This is a genomic window from Streptomyces sp. M41 (assembly GCF_043673425.1).
Taxonomy (GTDB): domain Bacteria; phylum Actinomycetota; class Actinomycetes; order Streptomycetales; family Streptomycetaceae; genus Streptomyces.
Map to the genome: position 1 here is coordinate 52823 of NZ_JBIMKE010000037.1, position 16154 is coordinate 68976.

At 71.4% G+C, this 16154-nt stretch carries 13 protein-coding genes and 2 tRNA genes; 6 read left to right on the plus strand and 9 right to left on the minus strand.

Features of this window, described 5'->3' with window-relative positions:
- Positions 1 to 10 precede the first annotated feature (10 nt).
- From ACHBTE_RS31905 to ACHBTE_RS31920, 4 genes are all read right to left on the minus strand, one after another.
- Positions 11 to 1612, minus strand: coding sequence for an ATP-binding protein (locus ACHBTE_RS31905; RefSeq protein WP_394728503.1), 1602 nt, complete (start codon positions 1610 to 1612; stop codon positions 11 to 13).
- Positions 1609 to 2349, minus strand: a complete 741-nt coding sequence (locus ACHBTE_RS31910) for a response regulator transcription factor (protein ID WP_394728505.1) — start codon at positions 2347 to 2349, stop codon at positions 1609 to 1611. The genes ACHBTE_RS31905 and ACHBTE_RS31910 overlap by 4 nt, the downstream gene beginning before the upstream one ends.
- Before the next feature lie 156 nt (positions 2350 to 2505).
- A complete protein-coding gene (locus ACHBTE_RS31915; RefSeq protein WP_394728507.1) occupies positions 2506 to 3381 on the minus strand; it encodes a DUF2797 domain-containing protein in 876 nt (291 codons plus the stop codon).
- A 109-nt stretch (positions 3382 to 3490) separates the two neighbouring features.
- Positions 3491 to 3874, minus strand: a complete 384-nt coding sequence (locus tag ACHBTE_RS31920) for an HGxxPAAW family protein (RefSeq protein ID WP_394728509.1) — start codon at positions 3872 to 3874, stop codon at positions 3491 to 3493.
- 81 nt (positions 3875 to 3955) lie between these two features.
- Here ACHBTE_RS31920 and ACHBTE_RS31925 point away from each other — a divergent pair, with 81 nt between their 5' ends.
- Complete coding sequence (locus ACHBTE_RS31925) at positions 3956 to 4438, plus strand: MarR family winged helix-turn-helix transcriptional regulator (RefSeq protein ID WP_394728511.1); 483 nt, start codon at positions 3956 to 3958, stop codon at positions 4436 to 4438.
- A 19-nt stretch (positions 4439 to 4457) separates the two neighbouring features.
- Here the strand turns inward: ACHBTE_RS31925 and ACHBTE_RS31930 are convergent, their stop codons facing one another.
- The gene (locus ACHBTE_RS31930; RefSeq protein ID WP_394728531.1) at positions 4458 to 4844 is read right to left on the minus strand and encodes a winged helix-turn-helix transcriptional regulator; all 387 of its coding nucleotides are present in this window, start codon (positions 4842 to 4844) and stop codon (positions 4458 to 4460) included.
- A 116-nt stretch (positions 4845 to 4960) separates the two neighbouring features.
- Between ACHBTE_RS31930 and ACHBTE_RS31935 the strand changes: the two genes are divergently transcribed.
- The 3 genes from ACHBTE_RS31935 to ACHBTE_RS31945 all read left to right on the plus strand — a co-directional run bounded on the left by ACHBTE_RS31935 (position 4961) and on the right by ACHBTE_RS31945 (position 9618).
- Positions 4961 to 5788: an NAD(P)H-binding protein gene (locus tag ACHBTE_RS31935; RefSeq protein ID WP_394728533.1), complete on the plus strand. Its 828-nt coding sequence runs from the start codon at positions 4961 to 4963 to the stop codon at positions 5786 to 5788.
- Positions 5789 to 6085: 297 nt separating this feature from the next.
- Positions 6086 to 6565, plus strand: a complete 480-nt coding sequence (locus ACHBTE_RS31940) for a hypothetical protein (protein WP_394728513.1) — start codon at positions 6086 to 6088, stop codon at positions 6563 to 6565.
- Positions 6566 to 6681: 116 nt separating this feature from the next.
- Positions 6682 to 9618: a SpoIIE family protein phosphatase gene (locus ACHBTE_RS31945; RefSeq protein ID WP_394728515.1), complete on the plus strand. Its 2937-nt coding sequence runs from the start codon at positions 6682 to 6684 to the stop codon at positions 9616 to 9618.
- On the opposite strand, the gene ACHBTE_RS31950 is transcribed toward ACHBTE_RS31945, so the two are convergent.
- The 4 genes from ACHBTE_RS31950 to ACHBTE_RS31965 all read right to left on the minus strand — a co-directional run bounded on the left by ACHBTE_RS31950 (position 9591) and on the right by ACHBTE_RS31965 (position 12715).
- Positions 9591 to 10868, minus strand: a complete 1278-nt coding sequence (locus tag ACHBTE_RS31950) for a hypothetical protein (RefSeq protein WP_394728517.1) — start codon at positions 10866 to 10868, stop codon at positions 9591 to 9593. The two genes, ACHBTE_RS31945 and ACHBTE_RS31950, sit on opposite strands and share 28 nt — an antisense overlap.
- A gap of 386 nt (positions 10869 to 11254) precedes the next feature.
- Entirely contained in the window at positions 11255 to 12049 is a 795-nt protein-coding gene (locus ACHBTE_RS31955; protein ID WP_394728519.1) for a PASTA domain-containing protein, read from the minus strand.
- Between the two features lie 317 nt (positions 12050 to 12366).
- Positions 12367 to 12439, minus strand: a tRNA-Arg gene (locus ACHBTE_RS31960).
- 185 nt (positions 12440 to 12624) lie between these two features.
- A tRNA-Ser gene (locus ACHBTE_RS31965) sits at positions 12625 to 12715 on the minus strand.
- A 185-nt stretch (positions 12716 to 12900) separates the two neighbouring features.
- On the opposite strand from ACHBTE_RS31965, the gene ACHBTE_RS31970 reads away from it, so the two are divergent.
- Together ACHBTE_RS31970 and ACHBTE_RS31975 are read left to right on the plus strand one after the other, a co-directional pair.
- The gene (locus ACHBTE_RS31970; RefSeq protein ID WP_394728521.1) at positions 12901 to 13410 is read left to right on the plus strand and encodes an SSI family serine proteinase inhibitor; all 510 of its coding nucleotides are present in this window, start codon (positions 12901 to 12903) and stop codon (positions 13408 to 13410) included.
- Positions 13411 to 13728: 318 nt separating this feature from the next.
- Positions 13729 to 16154, plus strand: a 2426-nt coding sequence (locus ACHBTE_RS31975; protein ID WP_394728523.1) for a PAS domain-containing protein, incomplete at its 3' end; no start/stop codon positions are given.

Sequence of the window (16154 nt, forward strand, 5' to 3'; positions counted from 1 at the left end):
CCGACTTTCGTCAGGCGCCCTGTTCCGCCCATGTGGTGACGCTGTGCCGTGCCTGTGAGTGCGGTGGCCGGCTCGCTCCGGGGCTCGGCGGCGGCCCGGGGAGCGCGGGCACACGCACCGTGAAGACGGTGCGTCCGGGCACGCTGTCCACGGTCACGACACCGCCGTGCGCGGTGACCACGGCCTGCACGATCGCGAGGCCGAGGCCGGTCGAGCCGGAGGCACGCGAGCGGGAGGAGTCGCCGCGCGCGAACCGTTCGAAGACATGCGGAAGCAGCTCCGCCGGGATGCCCTGACCGTCGTCCTCGACGTCCACGCACAACCAGTGGCCCCGGCGTCGGACACGGGCGGTGACCGTCGTGCCGGGCGGGGTGTGGGTGCGGGCGTTGCCGAGCAGGTTGACGAGGACCTGGTGCAGCCGGGCCGCGTCCGCGGGGACGAGGGCGGGCTCGTCGGGCAGGTCGAGCCGCCACATGTGGTCCGGGCCCGCCGCTCGGGCGTCGCTGACGGTGTCGACGACGAGCGGTACGAGATCGGTCTGCTCGAACCGGAGCGGCCGTCCGGCGTCGAGCCGGGCGAGCAGGAGGAGATCCTCGACGAGCAGCGTCATGCGCCCGGCCTCGGACTCGATACGTCCGAGGGCGTGCCGGGTGTCGGGCCCGACCTCTTCTCCGCCGCGCCTGGTGAGCTCGGCGTATCCCCGGATGGAGGCGAGGGGCGTTCTGAGTTCATGGCTGGCGTCCGCCACGAACTGCCGTACCCGCGTCTCGCTCTGCTGACGTGAGTGCAGGGCGCTGTGAACGTGGTCCAGCATCCTGTTGAGGGCCGCGCCCACCCGGCCGACCTCGGTGTGCGGGTCGGTCTCGGACTCGGGGACGCGCTCCTCGAGGTTCACCTCGCCCGCGTGCAGCGGGAGTTCGGCGACCCGGGTGGCGGTGGCGGCGACCCTGCGCAGGGGGCGGGTGGCCACGCCGACGATGACGGTGCCGGCGATTCCGGCGGCTACGACGGCGGCGCCGGTGACGCTGACCTCCACGAGGACCAGGGTGTCGAGGGTGCTGGTGACCGTCTCGGTGGGGAGGGCCACGTAGTAGTCGTCCTCGAAGCCGGGGACGTACATCACCCGGTACTCACCGAGGCCCGGAAGCGTCACCGTGTGCTTCTCGCGGTCGGCGGGAACGCCGGAGAGCACCTCCCGCACGGCGCTGCCGAGGTCGGTGGCCTGCCCCTCGAAGCCACTGGCCTGGTCGGACCGCTGCTCGGCCATGACGGCCCTGGTGACCGCGCCGTCCGCGCCGACCTCGGCCGCGACTGTCCTCACCTGCACGGGTCCTTTGGTGACGAAGCCCTCGATCCGGTCCTCCGTCGCCGGCGGGTCGCCCCTGCCGCCCGGTTTGACGGGCCCCGACAGACGCTCACCGGCGGCCTGCACCTGCCCGTCCAGCTGATCGGTCAGGTGCTGTCGCAGGGCGAGAGCCGTCACCGTACCGATCACCGCGCACACCACGGCGATCAGCACCACGGACGCGACGACGAGCCGCGTCCGCAGAGTGCGCGGCCGGCCCGCCCGCCGCTGCCGCTTCTGCGCACGCGTTCGTCGCCGCCCGCTCATGACGCGGCGGGCTTGATCAGGTACCCGGCGCCACGCCGGGTGTGGATCATCGGCTCCCGGCCGGCGTCGATCTTCCGGCGCAGATACGAGATGTACAGCTCGACCACGTTGGCCTGCCCGCCGAAGTCGTAGGACCAGACGCGGTCCAGGATCTGAGCCTTGCTCAGGACCCGTCGCGGATTGCGCATCAGGAACCGCAGCAGCTCGAACTCGGTGGCGGTGAGGTGGATGTTCTCCCCCGCCCGCGCGACCTCGTGGCTGTCCTCGTCGAGGGTGAGGTCCCCGACGACCAGCGTGGAGTCGGAGCGCCGGTCGGCGGCACCGGAGCGCCGGATGAGCCCGCGCAGCCGGGCGACGACCTCCTCCAGGCTGAACGGCTTGGTGACATAGTCGTCCCCGCCGGCCGTGAGCCCGGCGATCCGGTCCTCGACGGCGTCCTTGGCCGTCAGGAACAGCACCGGCACATCGGGCAGTTCACGCCGCAGCCGCCCGAGGACGGCCAGCCCGTCCATGTCCGGCAGCATCATGTCCAGGACGACGGCGTCGGGCCGGAAGGCACGCGCGCTGCGGACGGCACCCTGGCCGTCCCCCGCACTGCGGATCTGCCAGCCCTCGTAACGCAGGGCCATGGACAGCAGTTCGGTGATCGACTGCTCGTCGTCCACCACCAGCACTCGGACGGGGCTCCCGTCCGGCCTGAGCAGTTCGGTGCGCCCCTGGGGCGAGGTCGTGGTCATGCTGGACACCCTGTCGGGGCCCGCTGAGAACACACTTTCCACAACCTGTGATTTCCCTGAGAAACACACAGGAGGTTCTCAGGCGGCACCTGGGAACGATGGCACGAACGGATCGAACGGATCGAACGGATCGAACGGGCACGGCCTACCCGGTGTTCAGAACAACCCGTCCTGCACCCCCACCTCCTCCTCGAACTCCCGCACCGGCACCGACAGTTCACCGTCACCGCCCGTCGGCACCAGCTCCCACCCCGTCATCAACCGCGTATCGACCACGACCACCCCGGCCCCCGTCGCCACATGCAGATCCGGTCCGGCCGCCGCCACCAGCCGCCCGCTCACCGAGCCGCCCGCGACCAGCTCGGTGACCGCCCCGAAGGCGGGGGAGAGTGCCGCCAGCCCGAAGACCCCGGCGTGGTCGACCGGTTGGCAGGGCGCACGGGTGAGGGACTCCGGCCAGGCGTCCAGCGCCACCGCCCGCGCGTGCAGGTCCGCCACCTCAGCCGCCCGCTCCGCCACCGACGCCGGCAACGCGGACCGCACCGCCCGCTTGTCGGCGTACGGGATCCGGTCCGGCACCCGCAGCGCCGCCCGCAGCAGCTCCTCGGTACGCCGAGCCGCCATCAGCGGGCCGGCGCCCAGCCAGCTGAAACAGACCGCCCCCTGCTCCAGCAGCCGGGCCGAGCCCCGCTCCAGGGCGGTGATGCCGACCTTGGTCATGCCGGGGCCGAACCACGCCAGATATACGCGGTACGGCCGCGGGTCGTCCGCGATCGTGTCCGCAGCCACCGAGTGCGCCCGGTCCAGCCGCGCACACTCCTCGCACCGCGCCCCCGTGCTCCGCCCCGGCACGACGGCCCGTACCGGACACATATGCCCCCGTGCCCCCACACATGTCCGCACACCCCCTCCCGCGACCCCGAAGGCCACCCGCTTCCCCCAGGTCAGCGCCGAGCGCCGACCACCGTCCCACGCCAGCACGGGGCCGTCCGCCGACCACCGCAGCCCCGAGCATCTCCACGCCTGTGCCATCGCTCTTCGAGACTAGAGGCCACCACTGACAATGGCGGTCCGGTGGCGGCCCCGGCAGCGCCGCGGGGGGGGCACCGCGGGGGGGGCACCGCGCCGGTCGTCGAACCGGTCACCGCACCGGCACAGCAGGCTGTTCCGGCACCGGCTCCCCACCGCCCACCGCCGGGGCGACCTCGCGCGCCGCAGCAGCCGGGCCCCTGCGCCCCCGCCCCGCCAGCCGGCATCCCCAGCACTGCGCGTGCCCGCCCCACGCGCTCGCGTCCCGCACCCGCATCCCCCACTGATCCCGCGGGCGCGGTCCCGGCCCCTTGCCCCACCCGGTGAGATGCAGCGCCCAGGTGACCAGCACGCTCACCACCCCGATGGCCAGCCCGCCCGCGATCCACGCGGCCGAGACCAGGCAGATCCCCGTTCCCGCCACGGCCGCTCCGACGGTCGCTATCGCGCATCCGGTCCAACCCGCGACCGTGTGCCCCTCGTCATACTGACTCACGAGCCTGCCTCTCCTCGACATCTCTCACGTTCTAAGAAGTTTAGCCAATAAACCCCTCACAAGCTAAGGTAAACCGAAGAAATGCCAGCCACGCCGCGCCCCACCGCCACTCCGGCCCAGGCCCTGGACGCGATGGACTCCCTCATCGCCGCGCATCTGCTCGGCCAGCAGGAGATGGCCCAGCGGCTGGGCCTGAACATCACCGACCTGCTCTGCTTCGGCTGTGTACTGAAGGCCGGCGAGAACCTGCTCACCGCGGGCGACCTCGCCGAGCACGCGCACGTCACCACCGGCGCGATGACCGGCATCCTCAACCGCCTGGAACGCGCCGGCTTCGTCACCCGCCGCCCGGACCCCACGGACCGGCGGCGCGTCCGGGTGGCCGCCGTACCGTCCGCCGTCACCCGGGTCGAGGCCCTCTACGGCCCCTACTACACCCGCCTCATCGCCCTCTTCGCCGAGTACTCCGCCGACGAGATCGCCGTACTCACGGACTGGTTCAGCCGCACGACCGGCCTCGCGCAGTCCTACATCGACGAACTCCGCGAGCAGGACCGCACCTGAGCTCGCACGGCGCCGGAGGTCAGCGCCCCCGCACGCGTGCGTCCTCCCGGGCGTCGTAGGCCACCCGTGCCGCCTCGACGTCGCCCAGGTTGACCGACCACTCGGAGAGCGCGGCGAACAACGGCGCGAGGCTGCGCCCCAGTTCGCTGATCTCGTACTCCACCCGTGGCGGGACCTCGGCGTGGTACGTGCGCACGACCAGCCCGTCCCGCTCCAGCTGCCGCAGCCGCTGGGTCAGCACCTTCGGCGTGATCGTGGCGATCCGGCGTTCCAGCTCGACGAAGCGCTGACGGCCGTACTCATGGAGCGCCCACAGGATCGGCGTGGTCCAGCGGCTGAAGACGATGTCGACGACGGGGGCGATCGGACAGGCGGCCTCGGGATCGCCCCCGCGCGGCGCCCGCATCCCTGTGTCCTCGGTCACAACCAGCCCCCTCCGCCACTACTTTCCTCTAGGTACCTACTACCCACGCAACAGTAGCGTCGCCGTACGAGACACGAACTCGGAAACGGAGACCGATGATGATCGTGGTGACCGGAGCAACGGGCAATGTCGGACGGCCACTTGTGCGCGCCCTCGTCGACGCCGGCGAGCAGGTGACGGCCGTGTCCCGCCGCATCTCCGCCCGGGACGTGCCGGCCGGAACCCCCGTGCGCCAGGCCGACCTCGGCGAACCCGAGAGCCTGGAGCCCGCGCTCGAGGGCGCGAAGGCCCTGTTCCTGCTGACCTCCGGCGACTTCATGGCGGCGGGGGGTGACCTCGCGGCCGTCCTGGAAGTCGTACGAGCATCCGGCGTCCGGCGGGTGGTGCTGCTGTCGTCCCTGGGGGTCGGCACCGGGAACCTCCCGCCGGGCCTGGAGCACGCCGTACGGGACTCGGGGCTGGACTGGACGATCCTGCGCTCGGGTGGCTTCCACGCCAACGCGTTCGCCTGGGCCGACATGATCCGCACGCGGCGGGAGGTGGCCGCGCCGTTCGGTGACGTGGCCCTGCCCACCGTCGACCCGGCCGATGTCGCGGAGGTCGCCTCCGTGGCCCTGCGCGAGCCGGGCCACGACGGAATCGTCCACGAACTGACCGGCCCCGCGCCCGTCTCGCCCCGGCAGCAGACGGCCGCGATCGAGGGCGCGATCGGCGAGGCGGTGCGGTTCCTGGAGCTGACCCGCGCTCAGGCCCGGGAGCGGATGCTGGTGGCGATGCCCGAGCCCGTCGTCGAGAGCACACTCGACATGCTGGGAACGCCGGCGCCCGCGTTGCGGCAGGTGAGCCCCGACGTGGAGCGCATCCTCGGCCGACCCGGGCGGTCGTTCGAGGAGTGGGCGAGGCAGCATGTCGGGGCCTTCAAGTAGCCGTCGGCGCCGTCAAGTAGTGTGCAGCGGCGTCGAGTAGCCGGCGGGCGGGCCGGAGCCGTCGATACCGGGCCCACCCCCGTCGCACGGTGGGGTGGGCCCCACCTTCCTTCCGGTGGGCCGCTCCATCGTTTCCCTGGCCGGGCACCGGCATCGTGGACACCGGTCGAAGCCGGCCTCCTCAGGCCGGCTGAAGCCCGCCGGATACCGGCTGAAGCCCGACTGAGTCCGCTCTGAAGCCGCGCCGGGATGAGCTGAATCCGTCAGAGGTTCAGGCCCGCCCGGAAGGAAACCGCCATGGAGTCGCAGCGTCCGTCGAGGCCGGGTCCCTTCTCCTCCTTCGTACGCTTCGTGGTGTGCGGCGGCGGTGTCGGCATCCTCTCCAGCGCCGCCGTACCGCTGCTGGCCTCGACGATGCCCTGGTTGCTCGCCAACGCCCTGATCACGGTGGCCGGCACCCTGCTCTGCACCGAGCTGCACGCCCTGTTCACCTTCGGCACCGGGCGCCGGGCGGGACTGCGTCGGCACCTTCAGTCGGCGGGCTCGGCCACCGCCGCCTACCTCGCCACGACGGCCGCGGTGCTCGTCCTCCACGCGGTCCAGCCGTCCGCGTCCACGCTGTGGGAACAGACCGTGTACCTGACGGCCTCCGCCCTGGCCGGTATCGGACGCTTCCTGGTGCTGCGCCTGTTCGTCTTCGCCGGCAACGGTGGCGAGCAGAGCGGCCCGGCACCGCTCAAGGCACCCGACTCCCTCCGGCTCTGCACGGCGGCCTGACCCCAACTCCGCCTCCTCGTACCACCGTTGACATCGAGGCAAGCCGCCTGAACGAGGGCAGTGAGGATCTTGCGAACCATCGATTCGGCGAGGGCCGTGACGGTAAAGTCCACGCCATGAACGCTCGGCTGACGCTGCTCGGCGCGGTGGCCCCCGGTGTCGCGGAGAGCGAGGTCTTCCGACTGGCTCTCCAGCACGCGGTGGCCGAGCTGGGCGCTCTCGGCGGCATGATCCACCTCCGTGGTCCGCTGGCCACGCTGCGCCTGGTCTCGGCGGCCGGCCTGCCCGCCGCGGTCACCCGCCCCTGGGAGATCATCGAGCAGGAGGTCCCGCTGGCCCCGGCCCGCGCGCTGCACGAGGGCAACGGCCTGTGGATGCCGCTGACCTCCGTCCAAATCCCCGACTGCCCCGCCGCCGACCTGCCCGGCACCGGCCTCGCCGTCCTGCCGATGCACAGCGGCGACCGCAGCACCGGCGCCCTCACCCTCCTCATGGGTGAAACGGGCGAACCGGCCCCCGCTCACTGGGAGTTCCTGCGTGCCGTCGTCGCCTGGACCGTGGAACGCATGGGCCAGGCCCCGCCGTCGGCCCGCCCCGCCCGGCCGCTGCAGCCGGAACAGCACGGCGAGCGGCTGCGCCAGGCGCTGCGGGAGGTGCGGGTCGCCTCCTGGGACTGGGACATCCGCACCGGCGACCTGATCTGGGACGAGGCGGCCCTGGAGCTCTACGGCACCCGGCCGCAGGACCACACCGGCAAGATCGGCGACTGGATGCGCCGCGTCCACCCCGACGACCTGGCATCGACGCTGGCGGCGGTGGACCGGGCGATCCGCGGGCGGGGCGTCTTCGAGGCCGAGTACCGGGTGCGCAAGCTGGACGGCACCTGGGGCTGGACGCAGGCCCGCGGCACGGCGACGTACGACGACGACGGCGAGCCCAGCCGGATGATCGGCGTGGGCTGGGACAGCAACGAGCCGCGGTCCGCCCGGGACGCGCTCAGCCGGGCCCTGCGCCACATGAGCGACGGCTTCCTCGCGATGGACGACGACTGGCGGATCACCTTCGCCAACCTGGAGGCCGAACGCACCCTGGGCTACTCCGAGAAGGAGCTGATCGGCCGCCTGCTGTGGGACCTGCCCGCCGCCGAGCAGGTGCCCGGCCTGGAGATCCGCTGCCGGCAGGCCGCCGCCGCGGAGAAGTCGGTCAGTTTCGACGTACGGCTGCCGAACCGGCGCCTGTGCCATCTCCGGCTCGTGCCGGGGCCCGACGGCCGCACCATCTACTTCACGGACGTCACCGAGAAACGGCGCCTGGAGGAGGAGCGCCGGTCCGCCGAGCGTGCCGCATCCGAACGGGCCACGCGGATCGCGCAGTTGACGGCCGCGCTCGCCAAGGCGACGACCTCGAACGACGTGGTGGACGCGGTGGCCCGCCGGGTGTTGCCGCCGTTCGAGGCGACCGGCCTCGTCGTACAGGCCCTGGAGGGCGACCGGCTGCACACCGTCGGCTCCGTCGGGCACCCCGAGGACGTCCTCGCCCTGGTCGACGGCCGCCCACGCACGGCGGCCGGACCACTGTGGGACGCGATCCTGACCGGTGAGCCCCTGTTCCTGTCGTCCCGCCAGGAGTTCGCGGCACGCTACCCCGCCCTGGCCGCCGTGCCCGCCTGCGACGGACAGCAGGCCTGGGCCTTCCTCCCGCTGACGGCCTCGGGGCACACCTTCGGCGTCTGCGCGGTCACCTTCGACCACCCGCGCCGCCTCACCGACGAGGAGCGCACCCTCCTCACCGCGGCCGGCGCCCTGGTCGCCCAGGCCCTGGAACGCGCCCGCCTGTTCGACGCCGAGCGCACCCGCTCCCGCGAACTCCAGCGCAGCCTGCTCCCCCGCGACCTGCCCGACCTCCCCGCCTGCACGACCGCCGCCCGCTATCTGCCGGCCGGGCCGGGCATGGACGTCGGCGGCGACTGGTACGACATCATCCCGCTCTCCGGCGGCCAGGTCGCCCTGGTCGTCGGTGACGTCATGGGCCACGGCCTGCCGGAGGCTGCGACGATGGGCCGGCTGCGTACGGCCGTGCACACCCTGGCCGACCTCGAACTGCCCCCCGACGAAATCATGAGCCACCTCAACGACATCGTCGGCGCCATGGGCGAGGAGTCGTATGTGACCTGCCTGTACGCGTTGTACGACTCCACGACCCAGGTCTGCTCCATGGCCCGGGCGGGCCACCCGCCGCCCGCCCTGCTGTGTCCCGACGGCACCGTCGTGTTCCCGTCCCTGCCGGCCGACCCGCCCCTGGGCGCGGCGGAGCCCCCGTTCGAGACGACGGAGATCGCGGTCCCCGAGGGCAGCGTGCTGGTCCTGTACACCGACGGCCTGGTGGAGTCCTCCAAGCGCGAGATGGACGAGGGCATGGCATCGCTCGCCGAGGCCCTGCGGACCTCCCATGCCGAGGGCACCGCGAAGGACCTCGACCACCTGTGCGAGCGCATCACTTCCGCGCTGCTGCCCGCCGACCAGCAGGCGGCCGACGACGCGGCCTTCCTGCTGGCCAGGCTGCACGCACTGCCCGTCACCCGTATGGCCTCCTGGTCCCTGCCCGAGGACCCCAGGGCGGCGGGCCAGGCGCGCGGCCTGATCCGCGAGCAGCTCGCCGCCTGGGGCCTCGACGCCCTGACGCCCACGACCGAGCTGCTCGCGAGCGAGCTCATCGGCAACGTCGTCCGGCACGCCCGGGGCCCGTTGCGCCTACGCCTCCTGCATGGCGCCGACCTGATCTGCGAGGTCTTCGACGGCAGCCTGACGATGCCGCGCATACGCCGGGCCACGGAGACGGACGAGGGCGGCCGGGGGCTTCAGCTGATCTCCGCGCTGTCCCAGCGGTGGGGGACGCGCTACACGCCGACGGGCAAGTGCATCTGGACGGAACAGTCCCTGCACACCCCGGAGACGGCACGGGAGCAGATCTCCCCGGACCCGGGCCACCCGGACGCCCGGGGGTCCCTGATCCGGCCGCGCGACGGTCAGGAACCGTCGGCCCGTACGGCGTAGACGTACCGCTTGCCGGTGTACTCGCTGACGTTCCAGATCACGGACTCGGCGTAGGCCCAGCCGGAGGCGCCGCTGCTGTGGTAGCTGAGGTCCTCGCAGCCGATGGCCAGATCGCAGACGACACCGGCGGTGGAGCCGCCGGAGGTGAAGGTGCGCAGGGTGCCCTTGGCGGCGGGCCCGTTGCTGGCCGCGAGGTAGTGCTTGCTCTCGCGGGAGACGACACCCTGGATCTTCTGCTGGGCGACGGTCACGGCCTCCTTGGCGGTGAGCGAGGCCAGGTGGCGGTCGGTGTAGTCGAGTTCCCAGCGGACCACCTTGGGCGTGGTGGTGGGCGCGCCGGTGCCGTTGAACGAACCGTCGGTGTAATCGACGGTGCCGGACTTCGAGTACTCGCTGATCACCAGGCTGTCGGGGGTGCTGGCGCGGTCGAGCCCGATGGTGGTGTAGCGCAGGTACTTCCCGGCGTTGTCGTAGGCGTGGCTCTGCGGCAGGACGTACTGGTAGCCGTAGCCGTAGTACTTCTCGTCGGTGTGCAGCCCGCACACGTCCTTCTCGCCGGTCTCGACCTTGAAGAGGGTGTTCAGGTCGAACACCCGCAGCCCCTTGTACGTGTCGACGACGTACAGCAGATTGCCGTACCACATGATGCCGCCGGCGTGCTTGCGTATCGGGTTGAACGAGTACGCGCCGGCGGCGTTCCTGACCGGCTCGACCAGCAGTACGTGCCGATAGGTGGGCGCGCTGGGGGCGTTGTAGTCGACGAAGGTGAGCCGCAGTCCCTTGTCGAGGCCGTACTCGTCCCCGCCGACACCGTCGGGATTGGTCTCGAAGTACCAGGAGACGAGAACGACCTTGTCGCTGCCGCCTTGCGGGTAAAGCCCGTTGCCGTACGCGTCGGCGCTGGTGGTGACGCCCTGCGGTATCCAGTAGTCGACGGCCTGATCGTCCGGATCGAAGGCGAACCCGGTCTGGAACGCCTCTGCCGTACTGGGGGCACCGGTGAGGCGCGTGGCACTGCGATTGGTGTCGGCGACGACGGCGCTCGCGTCCACCTTGACGAGCTCGGCCGCCAACCCGTCCGCAAGAGCGGCGAATTCGCCATGCCCGTTCCCCGACCGGCTGGCGAGCGAGAACTGCCCAGCGTCGATGGTCGCCGCATGCGCGGGAGCCGCAGCGAGCAGACCACCGCCGGCGGCGGCGAGGGGGGCGGTGGCTATGCCTTTGATGATCGTCCTTCGTGACATGGTCATGCACGAAAGCTAGGCACATTCGAACACACGCAACAAACACGTTTGTTCGCAAGAGAGTTGATCCGGCCTGCGCGGTCACCGCCACGACCGGAAAGCGAATGGCTTCAGGGACAGGGACATCAGGGCGCCGGCGAAGGAGCACCTGCACCCGACCTGCGCCACACCGGCGCGCCACTCCTACACGAGCAGGGTGCCGACGCCCGCATGGTCATGGAGGTTCTCGGTCACAGCCCGATCCGGGTGACCATGGACATCCACACCTTGGTGCGACTCGACTCCCAGCGCTTGGCATTCGACCGCGTCGGGTACGCCGTGAGGTAGACAAGTCCGCTCACTCCGCCTACGAGGGCCCGCGCCAGAGCAACATTGGCGCGGGCCCTTGCGTTCTACCGGCAGCCTCCGGGCGGACACGGGTTGTAGCAACCGCCAGGCGGGCATCCACCCTTATCACCGGGGTAGTAGTCCTCCTCGCTGCTACCGCTGTTCCCCCTGCTGCTGTCGTCTTCAGACCATCCGTCGTCGGGGTCGACGTAGTCCGGATCGTTCGTGGGGTCCTTGTAAAGCCCCTTCGATGACGGACACGCCTCGCCCTTCTCGACGGCGTGCAGGGTGACATCTGGTTCATACGGCAGGGCAGTCCCAGCCTTGACGCTCTGGAAGCACACCCTCCAGTTCGCGTAGTCACCATCCTCGTTGTCCGTGTCGTAGGCCGCCTCGTCCTCGTAGGCGGCCTCGATGGCCACCTCACCGACGGCATCCCCCAGCTTCTCCACTGCCTTGGCGTACGTGGTGCCCTTCACGTTCGGCATCTTGGGCCAGGGAATGCGTTGGCCATCCTTCTTCGGGCACCGTGCCCCAGCCGGCACAGCAGCGAAGTCGACCTTGCTCAAGGTCGCCTCCTCGAAGCACACCGTCCAGTCCCCACCCGGGGTCTCGTCCCGATTGCTGGCGTCGTGGACCGCAACGCTCAGCCCGGTCTGCCGTGCTCGCTCTGAGGCGCTGTCGACGTTTTTCCCGACCTGACTCCCAGCCGGGCCCGGAGTGGCCGTGACAGTGACCGTCGCACCCGGCGCCGCCGCCACATCCTCACAGTCGTCGCCACAAGAGCTGAGTAGCAGCAGGAGCAGCACCACGGCCAAGGCGCTTACGCCGCTGAACCATCCCTTTTCACCCCTAGTCATTGCCAATGCAGTAATACCCCCCTGGTCCACATGACCGATCCCCGGGAGCCCCACCGGGGGTGCGGGACTGCCATTAAGCCGAGGCATCCGCCAGTAGGACGACGTGCGCACGCCACCTTCAGCAGCGACCAGGCCATGATGATCCGCGCGTATCGGGTTCTATCGGAATGAGAGAGGTGATGGCAACAGATGGGACGAAAGGCAATGGTCCGAGCGCTTGCCCTGTAACCCTGCGATCCAGGGTTGCCGTCAAACAGTGCCGTCAACACAAAAACCAGAGGCCCTGTGGATCACTCCACAGGGCCTCTGAAATGCTGTGCACTCGGCAGGATTCGAACCTGCAACCTTCTGATCCGTAGTCAGATGCTCTATCCGTTAAGCTACGAGTGCTTGTTCTGTTTTTTCGCCGCTCCCGGCCCTTCCGGCCCGCTCGCGGCGACAGGAAGAACATTACATGACCGGCGCCGCCATGTGAAATCCGTTTGCCGCACCCCTTGTGACCTGGGAAAACGCCGATCAGGGCGGGTTACGCGACGAAGCCCCGGTCCTGGGGACCGGGGCTTCGTGATCTAGCGCGGAGGCGGAGGGATTTGAACCCTCGATGGGCTTTAAGGCCCAAACCGCATTAGCAGTGCGGCGCCATAGACCGGACTAGGCGACGCCTCCAGCACAGCCGCTCGCGCGAGCGCGACCGGTGCGTGCAGATGATGACACAGTCGAGCGGGGTGTCACCAATCGACGTCCACGGTACTAGGCAGGCAGGCCACAGGGCAAAGCCCTTCCCGGCGTGCTGCGAGGTCGTCGGCGGGGGCGGGGCGCAACGTCCGCGGGTGTGGGGCGTTAGCCAGGTCATGTTGCAGGTCAATCGTGCCGCCGGGAACGAACGCCTCCGGCGGCTTCTTCTCGTCGCCGCCTCCTCCCTCGTCGCCGTCGGCTCCGCCTCCGCGCTGCCCGCCCCCGCGCACGCCCAGGCCGCGCCCCTCCCCCTCACGCCCTCGTCCCGCCCGGACCCCGGCCGTTCCGGCGACCACCTCACCATCACCGTCCGCAACGCAGGCCACAGCGCCGACGGGACCTACGAGCTGTACTGCCACCCCGCCCGCGGCGACCACCCCGACCCCGCCGGCGCCTGCGCGACGCTCGACCGCGGCACCCGGTGGGGCAGGGAGGCCTTCGCGCCCGTACCGGAGGACTCCATCTGCACCATGCAGTACGGCGGGCCCGCCACCGCGCATGTCACCGGCACCTGGGTCGGGCGGCCCGTCGACGCGAGGTACGACCGCGGCGACGGCTGTCAGATCGGGCGCTGGGACCGGCTCGTACCCGTCCTTCCCGATCTGCGGCAGGAGGGGCGGCGATGAGCGGGGAGGGAAGCAGGGGCTCCGGTACGTGGTCGTACCGCCTTCTCGGTCTTCGCACTGCCATCTCATAGGAGAAGCACCGGGTCCGTAAAAGTCCCGCGAAGGTCCGGCGAAGGCAGAAGGGGGCTGGCGGGACGCCGGGCGGACGTCTGCACAGGCGGTCATACGTTCTGGTTCACTTCGTCGTGCGACCTCCCTCTCATCCGGCGTCGCGAGCGCAACCTCAGCCCTTAGACTCCCTCGCGTGACACGCCGCGGGCCGGTTGGCAAGATGGCCCGAGCGGTCGGCAAGGTGCGGTAACAGGGAGGAAGCGTCTCGTGAGCAGCAGGCCATCCCGAGGCGCTGCTCGCCTCGCAGCCATACTCGACGCGCTTCCCGATGCGTTGGTGCTGGTCAACGCCAATGGGACCGTCGTCAACGCCAACACCATCGCCCTGGAGGCCTTCGAGGCGCCGGGGACCGCACTGGTCGGCCGCGGGCTGCTCGATCTGCTGCCGCACTTCGACTCCAAGCTGATCCCGGGCTCCATGCGGCGGCCCGATCACATGGACCCGCAGGGGCGGACGAAGCCGACCCGGATGACGGCCCGGCGGACGGACGGCAGCGAGTTCCCGGTCGAGGTCACGTCCGCGAATCTCGAGAACGGCCAGCAGGCCTACGACGGCTACGGCTACAGCGGTGACGAGCTGCTGATGCTCGTCGTACGGGACCTGACCGGGACCGTCGACACCGAGGCCGAGCTGGCACGTTCGCAGCGGCAGACCGAGATGATCCTGCGGGCGGCCTCCGAGGGGGTCGTCGGTACCGACACCGAGGGACGGATCGTCCTCGTCAATCCGGCCGCCGCTCAGATACTGGGATACCGGGCCAGCGACCTGGGCGGGCGCGAGCTGCACACCCTGGTGCTCCACTCGCGCGCCGACGGATCCCCCTTCCCGTACGAGGAGTCCCCGCTCGCCGACACCCTGCGCTCCGGACGCAAGCACCGGGTGCGCGGACAGGTGCTGTGGTCCAAGGGCGGCGACAAGGTCTCCGTGGACCTGACGACCGCGCCCGTACGCGACGGCGACCAGCTCGTCGGCGCCGTCATGACCTTCACCGACCGGCGGCCCTACGACGCCCTCGCCGAGGAGAAGGACGGCGCGCAGAAGCGGCACGAGGAGGAGCTGGAGCGCCTCGCCGACGAGCATGCCTCCGAGCTGACCGCCCTGCGGCAGAAGCATGTGGCCGAGATCGAGGAGCTCCAGGAGCGCCACCAGGAGGAGCTCGCCTCCGGTGAGGAGCGGTACGCCGCGCTCGGGGAGCGGGAGAAGGACCGCTACGAGGCGCTCGCCGGGCGGCACGAGCAGCTGCTGACGCTGCTCGGCGGCTCACTGCGCGGCCCGCTCGACGAGCTGCGCCGGGAGCTGGCCGCCCTCGCCGCCGACGACGCGGGGCAGTTGTGGCCCGAGGCCAACCAGGTGCTGCATCACCTGTCGGCCGGCTACTCGCGGATCACGACCCTGATCGACAACGTCCTGCAGTATCAGAGCCTCGACTCCGGTGGCGACGGGGTCGCCCGCACGAAGGTGATGCTGGACGCCGTCGTCGCCGCGGGTGTCGACGGGGCCGTCGAACTGATCGGGCCCGGGCGGGTGCAGTTCGCCGTGCACGCGCCGCCCATCGAGGCCGAGGTCGACCCGCAGCGTCTCGCGACCGCGCTCGCGCATCTGGTCGCCGACGTCGCCGGCGTCGACGCGACCGGCAACTCGCCGGTGTCGGCGGGCGGTTACCTGGACAACACCGTCGTCGTCGCGGCGGCGCAGCGCGGTGAGGTCGTACGGATCGAGGTGCGCGGGCCGTACGCCGGGGGAGACCCGGTGCACGAGCCGATCGTGCGCGGGATCGTGCGGGCCCACGGTGGTGTGCTCCAGACGCACGAGGTGCCGGGCATGAGCGGCAGCGCGTACGTCCTCGAAGTGCCGATCGGGGGCGGGGCCGGGTCAGTTCCCGCCGTCGACGCCGTCCCTGCCGAGTCCGATTCCGATTCCCCGGTCCCCGACGAGGCCGTCGCGGCCGAGGCCGGTGACGGGACCGTCGGTGGCGTGAGCGGCGTGGGTGCCGGGCAGGGTGCCGGTGGTGGGCGGCGGCGGGCCCGGCGGTCATCCGTCGACGCGTTCCTGGAGAGCGACACTCCGGGCGCCGACACCGAGGGCGGTTCCGGGGCGGGCGGTGCCGAGTCGGCAGGTGCCGAGGGTGCGGCGCCCACCGGGCGGCGGCGCAGGCGTGCCGCCGCGGCAGAACTTGCCCAGGGGCCGGGTCCCCAGGGGCCGGGTCCGCAGGGGCCGGGTCCCCAGGGGGCGGGCGACGGCGGCGAGGGATCCGGTGGCACCGGACGGCGGCGTGGACGCCCGGCCGAGGGCGGCGTGGACGGTGTCGCCGAGGGCGCCGTCGTCACCGCCGCCGAGCATGCCGCGGGGGCCGCGGCCGTCGGCAACGGACTGGGCGGGACCGTACCGCCGCAGGGCGTGCCCGCGCCCACCGGACGACGCGCCCGGCGTGACGGCGGGGAGCAGCACGCTCTCCCGCCCGCGCTGCCCGCGGCCGGTGACGGCGCTCAGGGAGGTTCGGGAGGTTCGGGAGCCGGTACGGCCGTCGGCGCCGAGGGCACGCAGAGCGCCGGTGGCGCACAGCCGACCGGGCGGCGCCGGCGTGCGCTGGCCGCGGCGCCCGAGCGGGGTGCGGCGCAGGCCCAGGACGCGGG

Coding starts and splice junctions, on each gene's coding strand:
- ACHBTE_RS31945 (WP_394728515.1), top strand. CDS start 6,682: ATGAACGCTCGGCTGACGCTGCTCGGCGCGGTGGCCCCCGGTGTCGCG.
- ACHBTE_RS31930 (WP_394728531.1), bottom strand. CDS start 4,844: ATGCGGGCGCCGCGCGGGGGCGATCCCGAGGCCGCCTGTCCGATCGCC.
- ACHBTE_RS31935 (WP_394728533.1), top strand. CDS start 4,961: ATGATCGTGGTGACCGGAGCAACGGGCAATGTCGGACGGCCACTTGTG.
- ACHBTE_RS31940 (WP_394728513.1), top strand. CDS start 6,086: ATGGAGTCGCAGCGTCCGTCGAGGCCGGGTCCCTTCTCCTCCTTCGTA.
- ACHBTE_RS31925 (WP_394728511.1), top strand. CDS start 3,956: ATGCCAGCCACGCCGCGCCCCACCGCCACTCCGGCCCAGGCCCTGGAC.
- ACHBTE_RS31915 (WP_394728507.1), bottom strand. CDS start 3,381: ATGGCACAGGCGTGGAGATGCTCGGGGCTGCGGTGGTCGGCGGACGGC.
- ACHBTE_RS31955 (WP_394728519.1), bottom strand. CDS start 12,049: ATGACTAGGGGTGAAAAGGGATGGTTCAGCGGCGTAAGCGCCTTGGCC.
- ACHBTE_RS31905 (WP_394728503.1), bottom strand. CDS start 1,612: ATGAGCGGGCGGCGACGAACGCGTGCGCAGAAGCGGCAGCGGCGGGCG.
- ACHBTE_RS31910 (WP_394728505.1), bottom strand. CDS start 2,349: ATGACCACGACCTCGCCCCAGGGGCGCACCGAACTGCTCAGGCCGGAC.
- ACHBTE_RS31950 (WP_394728517.1), bottom strand. CDS start 10,868: ATGACCATGTCACGAAGGACGATCATCAAAGGCATAGCCACCGCCCCC.
- ACHBTE_RS31970 (WP_394728521.1), top strand. CDS start 12,901: ATGTTGCAGGTCAATCGTGCCGCCGGGAACGAACGCCTCCGGCGGCTT.